Annotated in this window: 15 protein-coding genes; 6 read left to right on the plus strand and 9 right to left on the minus strand. The window is 68.2% G+C overall.

The genetic code is table 11. The annotated features are described in order from the left end of the window. Positions 1-64 precede the first annotated feature (64 nt). The gene (locus ACF8ML_RS05625; RefSeq protein ID WP_016450048.1) at positions 65-1,054 is read right to left on the minus strand and encodes a porin; all 990 of its coding nucleotides are present in this window, start codon (positions 1,052-1,054) and stop codon (positions 65-67) included. A 412-nt stretch (positions 1,055-1,466) separates the two neighbouring features. Then, entirely contained in the window at positions 1,467-3,149 is a 1,683-nt protein-coding gene (locus tag ACF8ML_RS05630; protein WP_016450047.1) for an MFS transporter, read from the minus strand. A gap of 303 nt (positions 3,150-3,452) precedes the next feature. Between ACF8ML_RS05630 and ACF8ML_RS05635 the strand changes: the two genes are divergently transcribed. The 4 genes from ACF8ML_RS05635 to ACF8ML_RS05650 all read left to right on the plus strand — a co-directional run bounded on the left by ACF8ML_RS05635 (position 3,453) and on the right by ACF8ML_RS05650 (position 7,182). Beyond that, positions 3,453-3,761 (plus strand): DUF485 domain-containing protein, encoded by a 309-nt coding sequence (locus ACF8ML_RS05635; RefSeq protein WP_012207753.1) that lies wholly within the window; start codon positions 3,453-3,455, stop codon positions 3,759-3,761. Further along, entirely contained in the window at positions 3,758-5,491 is a 1,734-nt protein-coding gene (locus tag ACF8ML_RS05640; RefSeq protein WP_016450046.1) for a cation acetate symporter, read from the plus strand. Before ACF8ML_RS05635 ends, ACF8ML_RS05640 begins: the two co-directional genes overlap by 4 nt. 210 nt (positions 5,492-5,701) lie before the next feature. Further along, positions 5,702-6,337 (plus strand): YbhB/YbcL family Raf kinase inhibitor-like protein, encoded by a 636-nt coding sequence (locus tag ACF8ML_RS05645; protein ID WP_016450045.1) that lies wholly within the window; start codon positions 5,702-5,704, stop codon positions 6,335-6,337. Continuing rightward, entirely contained in the window at positions 6,334-7,182 is an 849-nt protein-coding gene (locus tag ACF8ML_RS05650; protein WP_017407741.1) for an AraC family transcriptional regulator, read from the plus strand. The genes ACF8ML_RS05645 and ACF8ML_RS05650 overlap by 4 nt, the downstream gene beginning before the upstream one ends. Here ACF8ML_RS05650 and ACF8ML_RS05655 read toward each other — a convergent pair. From ACF8ML_RS05655 to ACF8ML_RS05685, 7 genes are all read right to left on the minus strand, one after another. After that, positions 7,158-7,847: a 3'-5' exonuclease gene (locus ACF8ML_RS05655; RefSeq protein WP_392406598.1), complete on the minus strand. Its 690-nt coding sequence runs from the start codon at positions 7,845-7,847 to the stop codon at positions 7,158-7,160. The two genes, ACF8ML_RS05650 and ACF8ML_RS05655, sit on opposite strands and share 25 nt — an antisense overlap. Beyond that, on the minus strand, positions 7,844-9,697 hold the full coding sequence (locus tag ACF8ML_RS05660; protein ID WP_289240847.1) for a putative nucleotidyltransferase substrate binding domain-containing protein: 1,854 nt from the start codon (positions 9,695-9,697) through the stop codon (positions 7,844-7,846). The genes ACF8ML_RS05655 and ACF8ML_RS05660 overlap by 4 nt, the downstream gene beginning before the upstream one ends. Continuing rightward, positions 9,698-10,333 (minus strand): DsbA family protein, encoded by a 636-nt coding sequence (locus tag ACF8ML_RS05665; RefSeq protein WP_392406600.1) that lies wholly within the window; start codon positions 10,331-10,333, stop codon positions 9,698-9,700. A 33-nt stretch (positions 10,334-10,366) separates the two neighbouring features. Beyond that, positions 10,367-10,612, minus strand: a complete 246-nt coding sequence (locus ACF8ML_RS05670) for a DUF1289 domain-containing protein (protein WP_016450040.1) — start codon at positions 10,610-10,612, stop codon at positions 10,367-10,369. Continuing rightward, positions 10,609-11,112, minus strand: a complete 504-nt coding sequence (locus ACF8ML_RS05675) for a YbaK/EbsC family protein (RefSeq protein WP_154833350.1) — start codon at positions 11,110-11,112, stop codon at positions 10,609-10,611. Before ACF8ML_RS05675 ends, ACF8ML_RS05670 begins: the two co-directional genes overlap by 4 nt. A gap of 2 nt (positions 11,113-11,114) precedes the next feature. Then, complete coding sequence (locus tag ACF8ML_RS05680; RefSeq protein ID WP_016452781.1) at positions 11,115-12,056, minus strand: hydroxymethylglutaryl-CoA lyase; 942 nt, start codon at positions 12,054-12,056, stop codon at positions 11,115-11,117. Between the two features lie 109 nt (positions 12,057-12,165). Further along, the gene (locus ACF8ML_RS05685; protein WP_012207762.1) at positions 12,166-13,074 is read right to left on the minus strand and encodes a LysR family transcriptional regulator; all 909 of its coding nucleotides are present in this window, start codon (positions 13,072-13,074) and stop codon (positions 12,166-12,168) included. A gap of 91 nt (positions 13,075-13,165) precedes the next feature. Between ACF8ML_RS05685 and ACF8ML_RS05690 the strand changes: the two genes are divergently transcribed. Further along, positions 13,166-14,128, plus strand: a complete 963-nt coding sequence (locus ACF8ML_RS05690) for a 3-hydroxyacyl-CoA dehydrogenase family protein (protein ID WP_016450038.1) — start codon at positions 13,166-13,168, stop codon at positions 14,126-14,128. Beyond that, positions 14,125-15,006, plus strand: a complete 882-nt coding sequence (locus tag ACF8ML_RS05695; protein WP_392406602.1) for a 3-keto-5-aminohexanoate cleavage protein — start codon at positions 14,125-14,127, stop codon at positions 15,004-15,006. The genes ACF8ML_RS05690 and ACF8ML_RS05695 overlap by 4 nt, the downstream gene beginning before the upstream one ends. Positions 15,007-15,065: the final 59 nt, after the last annotated feature.

Below are 15,065 nucleotides of genomic sequence, written 5' to 3' on the forward strand. Positions count from 1 at the left end.
CTGATGGCAGGCAGGTGCTGATTGGAACAGACCTGCTTTGCTCGCGGCTTACGCCGCGCGGCGATCAGAATGCGTGGCGCACGCCGACGGCGAAGGACGAGAAGTCCGCGCCCTTCACGCCGGTCATGTAGTTGGCGCCGGCCTTGTTGTCCACCTTGGTGTAGTAGCCGTAGACCTTGGTGCGCTTGCTCAGGTTGTAGTTGTAGCCCAGGGTCCACTGGTTGGCGCCGGAGTCGGCAATGTTGCTCCACTTGTTGGCGTGGCCCAGGTTCACGTGGAACTCGGAAGCGCCCAGGGTGTACATGCCCGACAGACGGAAGTTGTTGCGCGTGCCGCGGATTTCTTCGTCGTTGCGCTGGTAGTAGCCGCCCAGCACGAACTGGCCGAGAGTGTAGGCAGCGCGGAAGGCCAGCTGCTTGTCTTCGTCGAACTGGCTGTAGCCGGCGCCCAGGGCCAGGGGGCCCACGTTGTAGTTGGCGGCCAGGTCGTAGCCGTTCTTCTTCTTGGCCAGGGCGGTGGCCTTCTCGTGCATGGAGACCGAGCCTTCCACCGTCAGGCCGCCGAAGTTGGGCGTGGTGTAGGAGATCTTGTTGGCGGTGCCCAGGCCGCTGGCGAACCAGACGGGATCGAAGTACAGCGCGTCGGAGGACGAACCCGTGTCATGGTTGTGCATGCTCACGTAGTCGGCCGTGGCGAAGTACGAGCCGGGGAAGAAGTTGCCCAGGCGCAGCATACCGAAGTTGCCCGACAGGTTCACTTCGCTCTGGCGGCCGAAGGTCAGCGCGCCGGTGGAGGAGGAGCCCATGCCGGTGTCGGAAGCGAAGCCGCTTTCCAGCACGAAGCCGGCCTTCAGGCCGCCGCCCAGATCTTCGACACCGCGCATGCCCCAACGCGAGGAGTTGTTCTCCATCTTGCTGACGCTTTCGTCACCGATCTTCTGGCGCTCGATCGTGGTGTTGATACGGCCATAGATCGTGACGCTGCTTTGCGCCATCACGGTGGTGGAACCCAGCACGGCCAGCACGGCCAGGGCAACGCGGTTCATCTTGATCATCTCGGCATCTCCTTGGGATTGTTGAGTGGGTATTCTTGAAATCTCAGGGCCGACTCCGGCTCTAGATCAGTGCCATTTGCGGCTGCTGCGAATTCTAGGTGCGGGCATGTCAAAAAATGTACGGCCGCCTCTGAAAATGCGCGATCTGATGCTTTGCTGCCACAGGCATGACATGGAAAACCAGTAGAAGCGCCATACGAAAAAAGCCCATGGCAAACCGCCATGGGCTTTCGTCAATGCAGCGCCACAAAACACAGTCGGATACTGCGCACACCGCATGCAACCGGCGCGGCCCAACTCAGAGACGCCGAGCAAGAGCCGCCTCGCGGCGATGGCGTCGTCCCCCTCCCGCGAAGCGAGAGAGGGCGCCGTGCATACGGGGGTAGGCGCGTCAGCGCCTCAGGGGGAGCCCTCAATCATTCGCGTAGATATCCACATCCTTGGTCTCGCGCAGGAACAGCGTGCCGATGATGGCCGTGGCGCCCGCGATGACGATGGGATACCAGAGGCCGCTGTACATGTTGCCGGTCTGGGCCACGATGGCGAACGACATGGTGGGCAGCAGGCCGCCGAACCAGCCATTGCCGATGTGGTACGGCAGGCTCATGGAGGTATAGCGGATGCGGGTGGGGAACAGCTCCACCAGCATGGCGGCGATGGGGCCGTAGACCATGGTCACGAGGATGACCAGGTAGGTCAGGATGGCGACCATCATCACCTTGTTCATCTTCGCGGGGTCGGCCTTGGTGGGATAGCCGTCCTCGGCCAGCACCTTGGCCACGGTCTTCTTGAACTCGGCGTCCTTGGCCTTGGCTTCCTCGGGGCTCAGGCCCTTGACGGAGAACGAGGGGATCTCGGTGCTGCCGATGCGGATGAAGGCCGTCTTGCCGGGCGCTGCGTCCTCGGAGTCATAGCTGACCGAGCCGGCGGCCAGCAGCTGCTTGGCCACGTCGCAGGAACTGGTGAACTTGGAAGTGCCCGTGGGATTGAACTGGAACGAGCATTCCTTGGGATCGGCAACGATCACCACCTTGCTCTTGGCCTGGGCCGCGGCCAGGTCGGGGTTGGCCGCTTCGGTCAGCGCCTTGAACACGGGGAAGTAGGTCACCACGGCCAGCACGCAGCCCAGCATGATGATGGGCTTGCGGCCTATCTTGTCGGACAGCGAACCGAAGATCACGAAGAACGGCGTGCCGATGATCAGTGCCGCCGCGATCAGCAGGTTGGCCGTCACCGCATCGACCTTGAGCTGCTGGGTCAGGAAGAACAGCGCATAGAACTGGCCCGTGTACCAGACGACAGCCTGGCCGGCGGTCAGGCCGATCAGCGCCAGGATCACGATCTTGAGGTTGCGCCACTGGCCGAAGGACTCGGACAGCGGAGCCTTAGAGACCTTGCCCTCGGCCTTCATCTTCTGGAAGGCCGGCGACTCGGACAGCGTCATGCGGATCCACACCGAGATGCCCAGCAGCACGATGGACAGCAGGAAGGGAATACGCCAGCCCCAGTCCGCGAAGGCCTGCTCGCCGATGGAGGTGCGCACGCCCAGGATCACCAGCAGCGACAGGAACAGGCCCAGCGTTGCCGTGGTCTGTATCCACGAGGTGTAGGCGCCGCGCTTGCCGTGCGGCGCGTGCTCGGCCACATAGGTGGCCGCACCGCCGTACTCGCCGCCCAGGGCCAGGCCCTGCAGCATGCGCAGGCCGATGAGGATCACCGGCGCCGCCACGCCGATGCTGGCGTAGGTGGGCAGGATGCCGACGATGAAGGTCGACAGGCCCATGATCAGGATGGTCACGAGGAAGGTGTACTTGCGCCCGATCATGTCGCCCAGCCGCCCGAACACCAGCGCGCCGAAGGGCCGCACGATGAAGCCGGCCGCGAAGGCCAGCAGCGCGAAGATGAAGGCCGATCCCGCATCGAGCCCGCTGAAGAATTGCTTGGCGATGATGGCCGCCAGCGATCCGTAGAGATAGAAGTCGTACCACTCGAATACCGTGCCTAGCGACGAGGCAAAGATCACCTTGCGTTCTTCCGGAGTCATGGGCCGCGGGGTCGCCTTGACCCCCGCGCCTTGCGATGCGTTGATAGCCATGTCTGTCTCCTTGATTTATTGAATATTTAGCGGGCTTGCCATAGGCCCGCCGATTCACTATCCGCCTGCCTGCTGACGCGAATCTGACTCACCTCTTACAGAAATTGACGGCGAACTGAACGATTTCTTACTAACTCAGCAGCAACCCTGATGCCGTCTTTTTCCATGTGAAAAGCACCGTAAAAACCCTGGCAAACCATGCTGCACTGCGTAAGCACTCGGTCAGAAGCGCTTTCCAGAATGCGCCGCAAGGCTGCAGATCCATGGGGCTGCCGCCGCGATTCCAACTTCAGGAGACAAACCATGACCGATCCGGTGGTAGACAAGATACAGCGCCATCCCAAATACCAGGAGCTGCGGTCCAGACGCAATCGCCTGGGCCTTTTTCTGACGCTGCTGATGCTGGTCGTTTATTACGGCTATATCGCGCTGATTGCCTTCGACAAATCCTTTCTGGCCCAGCCCATTGGCGCGGGCGTGACCTCGCTGGGCATTCCTATCGCCATGGGCGTGATCGTGTTCTCGGTGATCGTCACCGGCCTCTACGTGCGCCGTGCCAATGGCGAGTACGACAAGCTCACCCAGGACATCCTGAAGGACGCCACGAAATGAAGAATTCCGCACAACGCATGCTGCTGGCGCCCGCCGTGGCGCTGGCCCTGACGGGGCCCGTGCTGGCCGCCGGCGGCGATGTCGGCGTGGCCGCCAAGCAGGCCACCAACTGGACCGCCATCATTCTCTTCACGGCCTTCGTCGTGGCCACGCTGTGGATCACCAAGTGGGCCGCGGGCCGCACCAAGTCGGCGGCCGATTTCTACACGGCCGGCGGCGGCATCACGGGCTTCCAGAACGGCCTGGCGATTGCGGGCGACTACATGTCGGCCGCCTCCTTCCTGGGCATCTCGGCCTCGGTCATGGCCAGCGGCTATGACGGCCTCATCTACTCCATCGGCTTCCTGGTGGGCTGGCCCATCCTGACCTTCCTGCTGGCCGAGCGCCTGCGCAACCTGGGCAAGTTCACCTTCGCCGACGTGGCCGGCTACCGCTTCTCCCAGACACCGTTCCGCGCCTTCGCGGCCAGCGGCACGCTGGTGGTGGTGGCCTTCTACCTGATCGCGCAGATGGTGGGCGCGGGCCAGCTGATCAAGCTGCTGTTCGGCCTGGACTACTGGATCGCCGTGGTGCTGGTGGGCGGCCTGATGATGATCTACGTGCTGTTCGGCGGCATGACGGCCACGACCTGGGTGCAGATCATCAAGGCCTGCATGCTGCTGGCCGGCGTGACCTTCATGGGCTTCATGGTGCTGGCCAAGTACGGCTTCAGCCCCGAGGCGCTGTTCGCCGAAGGCGTGCGCGTGCGCTCCGAGATCGCTGCCAACAACGGCGCCGACCCCTCGGCCGCCGCCAAGGCGGGCCTGGCCATCATGGGCCCGGGCGGCTTCATCAAGGACCCGATCTCGGCCATCAGCTTCGGCATGGCGCTGATGTTCGGCACGCTGGGCCTGCCCCACATCCTGATGCGCTTCTTCACCGTGCCCGACGCCAAGGAAGCGCGCAAGAGCGTGTTCTGGGCCACGACCTGGATCGGCTACTTCTACGTGCTGATCTTCATCATCGGCTTCGGCGCCATCACCCTGGTGCTGACCAACCCCGAGATGGCCGACACGGTCAAGGGCGTGATCCACGGCGGCGCGGGCACGGCCAACATGGCGGCCGTGCTGGTGGCCAAGAGCGTGGGCGGCGACGTGTTCTACGGCTTCATCTCGGCCGTGGCCTTCGCCACCATCCTGGCCGTGGTCGCGGGCCTGACGCTGTCGGGCGCCTCGGCCGTGTCGCATGACCTGTACGCCACCGTGATCAAGAAGGGCAAGGCCGACAGCGCCGCCGAGCTGCGCGTCTCGCGCATCACCACGCTGACGCTGGGCGCCATCGCCGTGCTGCTGGGCATCGTGTTCGAGAAGCAGAACATTGCCTTCATGGTGTCGCTGGCCTTCGCGGTCGCGGCCTCGGCCAACTTCCCCCCGCTGCTGCTGTCGGTGCTGTGGAAGGACTGCACGACCAAGGGCGCCGTGATCGGCGGCTTCATGGGCCTGGCGTCCTCGGTGGGCCTGACCATCGTCTCGCCCCCGGTCTGGGAAGCCACGCTGGGCAACCCTGCAGGCTCGGCCTGGTTCCCCTATGCATCGCCCGCGCTGTTCTCCATGACCATCGGCTTCGTGGGCGTGTGGCTGTTCTCGGTGCTCGACAAGAGTGCCCAGGCCGCCAGGGAACGCGCCGTGTTCCCCGCGCAGCAGGTGCGTTCGGAAACGGGTCTGGGAGCTTCGGGCGCCTCCGGCCACTGAGCTGCCGAAGCGGCAACCACGCACAAGCCGGGCCATGCGCCCGGCTTTTTTTCATCCCTCGCCACACCAGAGACACTCAGTTTGATCGGCTGGAGAAGCCTTTTGAGCGGATGGGCGATGTCCTGCATTTTCCCCGCCCCTAGACTCGGGGGTCTGCCGAGCGCTTCGTGCAGCATGACTTCTCTCTTCAACGCACAGGATCCATCCGACATGCAACTCACCAGCCAAAGCTTCCAGGACGGCCAGGCCATCCCCGGCGAATTCGCGTTCGCCGTGCCCGATGCGGCATCCCACGTGGCGCTGTCGTCCAACCGCAATCCGCACCTTGCCTGGAGCGGCGCACCGGCGGGCACGCAGTCCTTCGTCGTGGTCTGCCACGATCCCGACGTGCCCAGCCGCGGCGACGATGTGAACCAGGAAGGCCGCGAAGTGCCGGCCAGCCTGCCGCGCGTGGACTTCTTCCACTGGCTGCTGCTGGACATTCCGGCCGCCACCACCGAGATCGCGGCAGGTGCCCAGTCCGACGGCGTCACGCCGCGCGGCAAGAGCGGCCCGGCCGCCCCCGGCGGCCTGCGCCACGGCATCAACGACTACACGGGCTGGTTCGCGGGCGACGAGCAGATGAAGGGCGACTACTACGGCTACGACGGCCCCTGCCCCCCGTGGAACGACAGCATCGTCCACCACTACGTCTTCACCGTCTATGCGCTGGCCACGCCCACGCTGGCGGTCTCCGGCGAACTAACCGGCGCCAATGTGCGCGCGGCGCTGCAAGCCGGCCAGGTGCTGGGCAAGGCCAGCATCACCGGCCTGTACAGCCTGAACCCTGCGGTCTGCGCCGCTTGAACCTGAACGGCGACCCGGTGCCCGGCAGCCACTGGCTGCTGCCTTCTGCCGCCCCCGTGGTGCGGGCCGGCCTGTGCAGCCTAGCGCAGCCCAGCCTGCGCCAGGCCCGGCATACGCCGCGCTTCCTGTTCCATGAAGCCTGCCTGCTGCTGGTGGCGGCAGGCAGGCTGGACCTGCACGACGGCAGCCACCAGACCACGGTGGACACGCCCTCTTGCCTGCTGCTGGTGCAGGCGCATACCAGCGCCGATCTGATGAAGACACCGGGCAGCGGCGGACAGCCCTTTCGCTCCGTGCTGCTGGCACTGTCGCCCGAGCTGCTGGAGGCGTTCCACCGCACACGCGCCCAGCCCGCAGCGCTGCCGCTGGACGAGCAGGCCTTTCGGCAACTGCCGCTGGACGATGACCTGCAAGACGCTCTGCGGCAGGTGCTGGCCAGCGTGCCGTCGCCGACTCTCAGCGACGAACGGCTGCGCTACCGGCTGATGGACCTGCTCGCCGCGCTCGCGGAGCGCGGCCACATCCTGCGCCGCGCGGGCCCGCCCGGCACGGCCTCGCGCCTGCGCACCCTCATTGCCCAGGCGCCCCAGCAGCACTGGACAGCGCACAGCGCCGGCAGCGCGCTGGCCATGAGCGAGGCCACGCTGCGCCGGCGCCTGGCCGGCGAGGGCGTCCGCTTCGAGGAACTGCTGGTGGACACGCGCATGCACCACGCCATGCTGCTGGTGCAGACCACCGGCTGGAGCCTGCAACACATCGCCCAGGCCTGTGGCTACCAGTCGCGTGCGCGCTTTTCGGAGCGCTTCCGTGCGCGCTTCGGCTATTCGCCGTCCGCCTTGCGCTGATGCAGCGCGGCCGGCGTCCCGCTGGCCAGCCTGCGCAGCTTGATGAAGGCCAGCGCCGCCATCACGGCGTCGTTGAGTGCGTCGTGGGCCTCTCGCCGGGGCAGGCCCAAATCGGCCATCAGCGTGGCAAAGCGCAGGTCGATCTCGGGCGCCTGCTGCTGCCAGGGCAGCAGCTGCCGGAAGCGGTGGTCGTAGTACAGGGCCGAGACCTCGATGCGCTCGTTGGGCAGGCCCGTGCCCAGCCAGGGGCGCAGCACGCGCTCGATCATGGCCACGTCGAATTCCAGGTAGTAGCCGACCAGCGGGCGGCTGCCGATGAAGCGCAGCAGCTGCGCGAGCGCGTCCTCGATGGCCAGGCCCCGGGCCAGGTCGCGCTCGCGCAGGCGGTGGATGCGCACGCTGTCGCCGGGCACGCTGCGCGAGGGGCGCACCAGCAGCTCCAGGCGCTCGCTGGACAGGATGCGATCTCCCACGATGCGCACGGCGCCGATGGAGATGATCTGGTCGCAGCGCACATCCAGGCCCGTGGTCTCGCAGTCCAGCGCCACCCATTCGCCGGGCGGCGGCGCGTCGAAGAGAAAGGCATAGGCGGGGTCCGCCAGCCTGCGCCGCTGCCAGTTGCGCCGCAGGCCCGCCACCCAGCGCTGCAAGGGCGCCGCGCTCATACGGCGTCCAGCCGCAGGCGCTGGCGCAGCAGTTCGCGGAAGCGCCGCACCACGGCCAGCGTGTCCTTGAGCAGATCACGCTCCAGGCTGCTCAGGCGCGCCGGGTCCACATGGCCGGTGACGGGCCGGCCCAGGTCGATCTCGGCCAGGCCCGCCTGCAGGCGCAGGCCCATGAGAAAGTGCAGTCCTTCAAGCAGTTCGCGGCCCTGGACTTCATCGAGCACGCCTTCGGCCACCAGGGCCGCCAGGCGCTCGGCCGTTCCCGTGGCGGCGATGTGGTGGGCCAGCGCCAGGCTGCGCACGCCGTGGACGATGGGAAAGATGCCGGCCTTCTTGAGGTGCACGGGCGCCCCCTCGTCACCACGGCCCAGCAGCCGCTCCCACCAGCTGCCCGGCTCGTGCGCGAAGGCGTCGACGGCCGAGGCAAAGCGCGCCACCTGGGCGTCGCTGTCCAGGGCCAGCGCCATCAGGTCCCGCCGAACCTGCGCCAGCAAGGCTGCATCGCCTGCCACGGCGTGGGCATCCAGAAAGATGGCCAGGTGCATCAGCCCTTGCGGGCTGGGCAGGATCAGCCATTCGCGCACACGACGGCCAAAGTCGGCCACCGTGCCGCGCCACAGCGGATTGCTGAGCATGATGCCGCCCGGGCATTCGGGGTAGCCGAAGCGCTGCAGCTGCGCGGAAAAGCGCGCGCAGATGGCATCGAGGTCCTGGGGCGGCACATAGCCGTCGCGCAGCAGCAGGCCGTTGTCCTGGTCGGTCTTGAGCAATTGCTCGCCGCGCCCCTCGCTGCCCATGACGAAGAGGCAGCTGTGGGCCACCAGGTCCGGCGACGCCAGCATCTGCCAGGCACGCTCGAACAAACGGGCGTTGAGCTGCTGCACCAGGCGCGCCATGAGGGCAATGCGCGTGCCGCCCCGGTGCAGGGCGGCCACCAGGCGCGTGATCTGGGCAGCCGCCTGCTCCAGCGCCTGCAGGTCGGCAGCCTGCTCGATCTGCACGGTGATCAGGTGGGAGTGGTTGGCCAGGAAGCTGAACAGGTCCAGCGCCTCCAGGATGCCCAGCACCTGGCCCTGTGCATCGAGCACCGCCAGCCGGTGCACGCGCGCACGCAGCAGCACGACCAGGGCATCGCCCAGCTGGTCGTCGGCGCGCACGGTGAACACGGGCTGGCTGGCGAACTCGCCCACGGCCAGCCGCTCCAGCGGGCGGCCGTCAAGGATGGCGCGCTGCAGCGTGGTGCCCGTGAAGATGCCCAGGCCGCCCTGCGGCAGTCCCGAGACCAGCACGCTGGTCGTGCGCTCTGCATGGAACAGGCGCACCACGGAGACGATGTCGGTGGCCGCATCCACCACATGGGCGGCGCGCAGATAGGCCTGGTCCACGCGCGCCAGCGTCAGCGACTGCAATTCGTGCCGGTCGGCGCGCTGGGCCAATGTGCCCAGCTTGTGGCCCAGGTCGGAGAACAGCAGGGCGCCAAAGGCCGTGTTGCGCGCGATCAGCTCGCCCACGGTTTCGCGCGCAAGCTGGTAGGCGATGAGCTCCTCGGCCACGGTGAAGCGGCTGCCCGTGCGGCCGGCCACCAGGGCGCGGCCGTCGAAGCTGTCGTCGGGGCCGTAGCTGGCCAGCACCTCGTCGCCCTCGGTCTGCACCACATGGCCCTTGATGATGACGAAGAGGTGGGTGGGCGCCGAGCCGGCGTCCAGCACCACGGCGCCCTCGGGGAAGTAGGCGATGTCCACGCCATCGCGCACCAGCGCCTGTTCGTCGGGCGTGAGGCAGTCGAAGGGCGAGGCGGCGAAGTTGAAGGCGTTGGGCATGGGGCGGGGCCGTTGTTCCAGCCCCGCCATTCAAACCTTCAGGCCTTGCTCCACGCTTGCAGCCGCGTCCCAGCCGCTGTCGAACCAGCTGTCGCCTTCCAGGTAGGCGCGCAGCATGGGCAGGCTGTCCAGGCCCCAGAAGAGGCGGCCGTCGACTTCCCAGGCCGGCACGCCGAACAGGCCTTGCGCCGCGGCAGCCTCGGTGTTCTCGCGCAGCAGGCGCTTGGCGTTGTCCGCCGCATCCGTGCGCAGCTGTGGCGCCAGCGTGGCGCGCAGGGCGTCGAGCCGCGCAGGGTCCAGCGCGTCGGCGCCGCCCAGCCAGACATGGCGCAGCACCGTGCCCGCGACAAAGCGGTTGACCGTGCCGTCGTCGCTGCATTCCAGCGCCAGGCGCAGCAGCGGCAGCGGGTTGAACGGATGGCGGGCCGGCATGTCCAGCCCCACGCCCGTGGCATGGCCCAGCCAGCTCACATGGCGGTAGGTCCACTCGCGCTTGCCCGCGATGCCGGCCGGCCCCGGGTTGGCATGGCGCTGCAGCAGCGCGCCCAGCAGCACGGGGCGGTACTGCATGTGGTGGCTGATGCCCTGCAGGGCCTGAGGCAGTTGCTCGAAGGCCAGCCAGGCATAGGGCGAGACGAAGTCGAGATGGAAGGTGATCTGCTTCATGGCGGCAGGCTCCTGCAGTGCAGTCCAGGGGGTCTAGGGGACGGCGACCGTGATGCCCGCACGCTCGAGCAGCGCGTTCCAGATGACCAGGCGCTGGGACGCATCGGACTTGGACCAGGCACGGATCTCGTCGATGGTGCGAAAGCACCCTTCGCAATGGCTGCGGTCCGGCGTCATGCGGCAGACCGAGATGCAGGGCGATGGCACGGGCTCGTCGTCAGCGCGCGCAGCGAAGGCTGCGCCGGCCTTGTGGGCCAGCATTTCCTTGGGGCCCATCATGCCGCCACCTCCTGCACCACGTCGGCCCAGGGCGCGCCGGCCAGCAGTTGCAGCGCGGCCGGCGTGGCCGCGAACACCGCATGCGGATGGCCGGCGGCAGCCCAGACCATGTCGAAACGCTGCAGTTCCCGGTCCACCAGGGTCACGGGCGTGTTGGCATGGGCCACGGGGCTGACGCCGCCGATGGAAAAGCCCGTCTGCGCCTTGACGAAGTCGGCATCGGCACGGCCCACGGGGCCGACCAGGGCGGCGACCTTCTTCTCGTCCACGCGGCGGTCGCCCGAGGCCACGACCAGCACGGCCACGCCGTCGCTGCGGCGGCGGAAGATGATGCTCTTGGCCACCTGGCCCACGAGGATGCCCAGCTGGTCGGCCGCTTCCTGGGCCGTGCGCGCCGCGCCGTCCAGCATGCGCGGCCCCTCGCCATGGCCGGCCTGCTGCAGGAAGGCCGCCACGCGCTGCACGCCTTCGGGAAGATGGTGGAGTTCAGATCCGCACATGCTCACACCGCCTCGCATGCAGACGCGCTGGCGCGCTTGGTGAGCAGTGCCTTGGCCACGCGCGATTGCGTGGGGCGGCCCAGGTGGTCGCTGATGAACTGGCCGGCGTCAATCAGCTTGTCCAGGTCGATACCGGTCTCTATGCCCATGCCCTGCAGCATGTAGACCACGTCCTCGGTGGCCACATTGCCCGTGGCGCCCTTGGCGTAGGGGCAGCCGCCCAGGCCCGCCACCGAGGTGTCGAACTGCCACACTCCCAGCGACAGCGCGGCCAGCGTGTTGGACACGGCCTGGCCGTAGGTGTCGTGGAAGTGGCCCGAGACATCGTCGATGGCGAAGTGCTGCAGCGTGGCCTCGATGGCCTTGCGCACCTTGACGGGCGTGCCCACGCCGATGGTGTCGGCCACGCCCACATGCTGCACGCCGATGCCCTTCATGAGGCCGGCCAGGTAGGCCACGCGCTCGGGGGCGATCTCGCCTTCGTAGGGGCAGCCCACGGTGCAGCTCATGGCGCCGCGCACGTAGATGCCCTGGGCGCGTGCGGCCTCGGCCACGGGGGCGAAGCGCTCGATGCTTTCGGCAATGGAGCAGTTGATGTTCTTCTGGCTGAAGGCCTCGCTGGCCGCGCCGAAGACCACGATCTCGTCGGGCCACAGTTCGCGCGGCGCCGACAGCGCGGCCTCCAGGCCCTTCATGTTGGGCGTGAGCACGCTGTAGCGCACGCCGGGGCGGCGGACGATGCCGGCCATGACTTCGGCGTTGTCGGCCATCTGCGGCACCCATTTGGGGCTGACGTAGCTGGTGACCTCGATTTCCTTGAGGCCGGCTTCCTGCAGGCGGTGCACCAGCTCGATCTTGACGGCGGCGGGCACGGGCTGTTTTTCATTCTGCAGGCCGTCGCGGGGGCCTACATCGACGAGTTTGACGCGGGAAGGAATGCTCATGGGGTGTTCTCACCGGGATGACGGGTACGGCCCCTATTGTCCAGTCTTGCAGGTCCGGGCACCACCCCATATCCTGCCGGGCCATGCACAACGGCTGCCAGCGCCCCCTTCAGCCCGGCAGGGCCGCCATTTCCTCGCGCAGCATCTCCACCATGCGCGCGGCAGCCGGCGACAGGCGGCGGCCGCTCAGGCGCACCAGGCCGATGGGGCGGCGCAGCACCGGCCGTGCCAGCGGGCGCGCCACCACCTCCGGCCGCTGCACCACCTGCGCGGCCAGCAGCGGCAGCGCGCTCACGCCCAGATCGGCAGCCACCATGGCCGCGATGGTGGCCAGGTGCTCCACGGCGTACTGGGGCGCAAAGCGTATGCCGTGGGTCAGCAGGGCCTCGTCGGCGTACTGCCGCACGCTGGTGCCGGCCGGCATGGAGATGTGGGGCAGATGGGCCACGTCGGCCCAGCCCAGATCGCCGCGCCCGCGCGCCAGCGCATGGCCGCGGCCCAGCAGCAGCACGAAGCGGTCGGAGGCCAGGGGCAGGTAGTCCAGGTCGGCATAGGCGGGGTTGGCCGCCGTGAGCGCAAAGTCCACGCGGCCTGCGCGCACCATGTCGAAGGCCGGCCCGGCCAGGCTGTCGAACAGCTCCAGGTGCACGCCCGGATGCTCGGCCGCGAAGCGCGCCAGCACGCGGGGCAGCAAGCCCGCGGCCAGCGAAGGCAGGGCCGCCAGCGCCAGCCGCCCCACCTGCACCTGGGCCACCTCCTGCACGCGGCGCACGGTCTCGTCCATCTGGTGGCGCAGGATGCGCGCCTGCTCGGCGAAGACCTCGCCGGCCTGGGTCAGTTCCACGGCGCGCGTGGTGCGCTCGAACAGGCGCGCGCCCAGCATCTCTTCCAGCCGCGCCAGCGTGCCCGAGACGGCCGACTGCGACAGGTGCATCTGCAGCGCCGTGCGCCGAAAGCTCAGCGAATCGGCCAGCGCCAGAAAGACATCGACCTCGCGGGCCGACCAATTGATCTTCATGGCCGATCAGTTTATCGAAAAATGCGTCTTTACCGTTCAATGACGTCTGCCTAGACTGCGCCTCAAATCCATGAGATCAGCAGGAGACAGCATGCACAGCAGTTCGCCGCGCAACGCGCGCACGGTGGTCGTCGGGGGAGGCACCATGGGTGCCGATGTGGCCGTGGTCCTGGCCCGGGGCGGCGCCCTGGTGACCGTGGTCGACCCCGGCGCGGCACGGCGCGAGCTGCTGCTGCAGCACATTGCCATCGAGCTGGCCACGGCCGGCTTTGCCCGGTGCGCGTCCCAGGTCTCGGTCTGCGCGGCGCTGGAGGATGTGGCCTGGGACGGCGTCGCCCTGGTGGTGGAATGCATCACCGAGCGGCTGGACGCCAAGCAGGCGCTGTTCGCCGAGCTGCAGGCGCATGCGCCGGCCGACGCCGTGCTGGCCAGCAACAGCTCGGGCTTTCCCATCAGCGCCATCGCCAGCGGCCTGCCCACGGCGCAGCGCATGCTGGGCCTGCACTTCTTCATGCCCGCCCACCTGGTGCCGCTGGTGGAAGTGGTGCTGGGAGAGCGCAGCGACCCGGCCCTGGGCCAGTGGCTGCATGCCTTCATGCGCGGCTGCGGCAGCGTGCCGGTGCTGGTGAAGAAGGACAAGCCCGGCTTTCTGGCCAACCGCATGCAGCATGCGCTGTCGCGCGAGGCCTTCGCCCTCATCGACGAGGGCATTGCCTCGCCCGAGGACGTGGATGCCGCCGTGCGCTTCGGCTTCGGCTTCCGCTTCCTGGCGGCCGGCCCCGTGCTGCAGCGCGACCATGCTGGCATCGAGGTGCATTGCGCGGCCGCCGCCACCATGTACCCCACGCTGTCCAACACCGATGTGCCGGCCCAGGCCCTGCGCGATCGCGTGGCGCGGGGCGATCTGGGCATGAAGACCGGCAAGGGCTTCTTCGACTGGCCCGAGGACCGCCGCCTGGCCGAGCGTGCACGCTACGACGCGCTGCTGCGCCAGGGCCTGGCCCTGCTGGCCAGCGAGCTGCCGGTGCCGGAGCAGGCACAGGACACGCCATGAGCACGCCGGTCCCCACGTCAACCACGTCGCCCACATCGCCCACGTCAACCACGTCGCAGTGGAGCGACCCGCTGATCATCACCGTGGCCCCCAACGGCGCCTACAAGCAGCCGGCCGACCACCAAGCCCTGCCGATCACACCGCAGGCGCTGGCCGCCACGGCACGCGCCTGCCTGGATGCCGGCGCGGCCATGATCCACATGCACATCCGCGACGCCCGGGGACGCCACAGCCTGGATCTGGACGGCTACCGCGAAGCCTGGCGCGTGGTGCGCGAGGCCGTGGGCACGGACATGGTGGTGCAGATCACCAGCGAGGCCGCAGGCGTCTACCGCGCGCCCGAGCAGATCGCCATGGTGCAGGCGCTGCGGCCCGAGGCCGTCTCCATCGGCCTGCGCGAGATCGACCGGCCCGAGATCGGCGATGCGGGACTGGCGCACTTTTTCACGGGCCTGGTGCGCGACCAGGTCATGGTGCAGGTCATCCTCTACGACGTGGCCGACCTGCGCCGCTGGCAGGCGCTGCGCGCCCAGGGCGTGGTGCCCGAGGCGCCGTGGTTCCTGCTTTTCGTGCTGGGCCGCTACAGCGCGGGCCAGACCTCGCGGCCGCAGGACCTGCTGCCCTTTCTTGCGGCGCATGACGGCGGCGAGCCCTGGGCCGTGTGCGCCTTCGGCGCCACGGAAAACACCTGCATCGCGGCAGCCGCCGCGTTTGGCGGCCATGCGCGCGTGGGCTTCGAGAACAACCTGCTGGCCAAGGACGGCCACACAGCGCCCGACAACGCCGCCCTGGTCCGCCAGGCCGTGGTGTCCGCCCAGGCGCTGGGCCGCCCCCTGGCCACGGCCGACGACATACGCCGGCGCTTCACACCGGGCTGAGCACCAGGCGCCTTACAGGCCCATGAGCCCGCACAAGACGGGCCTTCCATTCCAACCAC

This window comes from Delftia sp. WSY_10, assembly GCF_043104705.1.
Lineage (GTDB): Bacteria > Pseudomonadota > Gammaproteobacteria > Burkholderiales > Burkholderiaceae_C > Comamonas > Comamonas tsuruhatensis.

Coding starts and splice junctions, on each gene's coding strand:
- ACF8ML_RS05675 (WP_154833350.1), bottom strand. CDS start 11,112: ATGTGCGGATCTGAACTCCACCATCTTCCCGAAGGCGTGCAGCGCGTG.
- ACF8ML_RS05645 (WP_016450045.1), top strand. CDS start 5,702: ATGCAACTCACCAGCCAAAGCTTCCAGGACGGCCAGGCCATCCCCGGC.
- ACF8ML_RS05685 (WP_012207762.1), bottom strand. CDS start 13,074: ATGAAGATCAATTGGTCGGCCCGCGAGGTCGATGTCTTTCTGGCGCTG.
- ACF8ML_RS05665 (WP_392406600.1), bottom strand. CDS start 10,333: ATGAAGCAGATCACCTTCCATCTCGACTTCGTCTCGCCCTATGCCTGG.
- ACF8ML_RS05660 (WP_289240847.1), bottom strand. CDS start 9,697: ATGGCGGGGCTGGAACAACGGCCCCGCCCCATGCCCAACGCCTTCAAC.
- ACF8ML_RS05655 (WP_392406598.1), bottom strand. CDS start 7,847: ATGAGCGCGGCGCCCTTGCAGCGCTGGGTGGCGGGCCTGCGGCGCAAC.
- ACF8ML_RS05680 (WP_016452781.1), bottom strand. CDS start 12,056: ATGAGCATTCCTTCCCGCGTCAAACTCGTCGATGTAGGCCCCCGCGAC.
- ACF8ML_RS05625 (WP_016450048.1), bottom strand. CDS start 1,054: ATGATCAAGATGAACCGCGTTGCCCTGGCCGTGCTGGCCGTGCTGGGT.
- ACF8ML_RS05690 (WP_016450038.1), top strand. CDS start 13,166: ATGCACAGCAGTTCGCCGCGCAACGCGCGCACGGTGGTCGTCGGGGGA.
- ACF8ML_RS05635 (WP_012207753.1), top strand. CDS start 3,453: ATGACCGATCCGGTGGTAGACAAGATACAGCGCCATCCCAAATACCAG.
- ACF8ML_RS05630 (WP_016450047.1), bottom strand. CDS start 3,149: ATGGCTATCAACGCATCGCAAGGCGCGGGGGTCAAGGCGACCCCGCGG.
- ACF8ML_RS05670 (WP_016450040.1), bottom strand. CDS start 10,612: ATGATGGGCCCCAAGGAAATGCTGGCCCACAAGGCCGGCGCAGCCTTC.
- ACF8ML_RS05640 (WP_016450046.1), top strand. CDS start 3,758: ATGAAGAATTCCGCACAACGCATGCTGCTGGCGCCCGCCGTGGCGCTG.
- ACF8ML_RS05695 (WP_392406602.1), top strand. CDS start 14,125: ATGAGCACGCCGGTCCCCACGTCAACCACGTCGCCCACATCGCCCACG.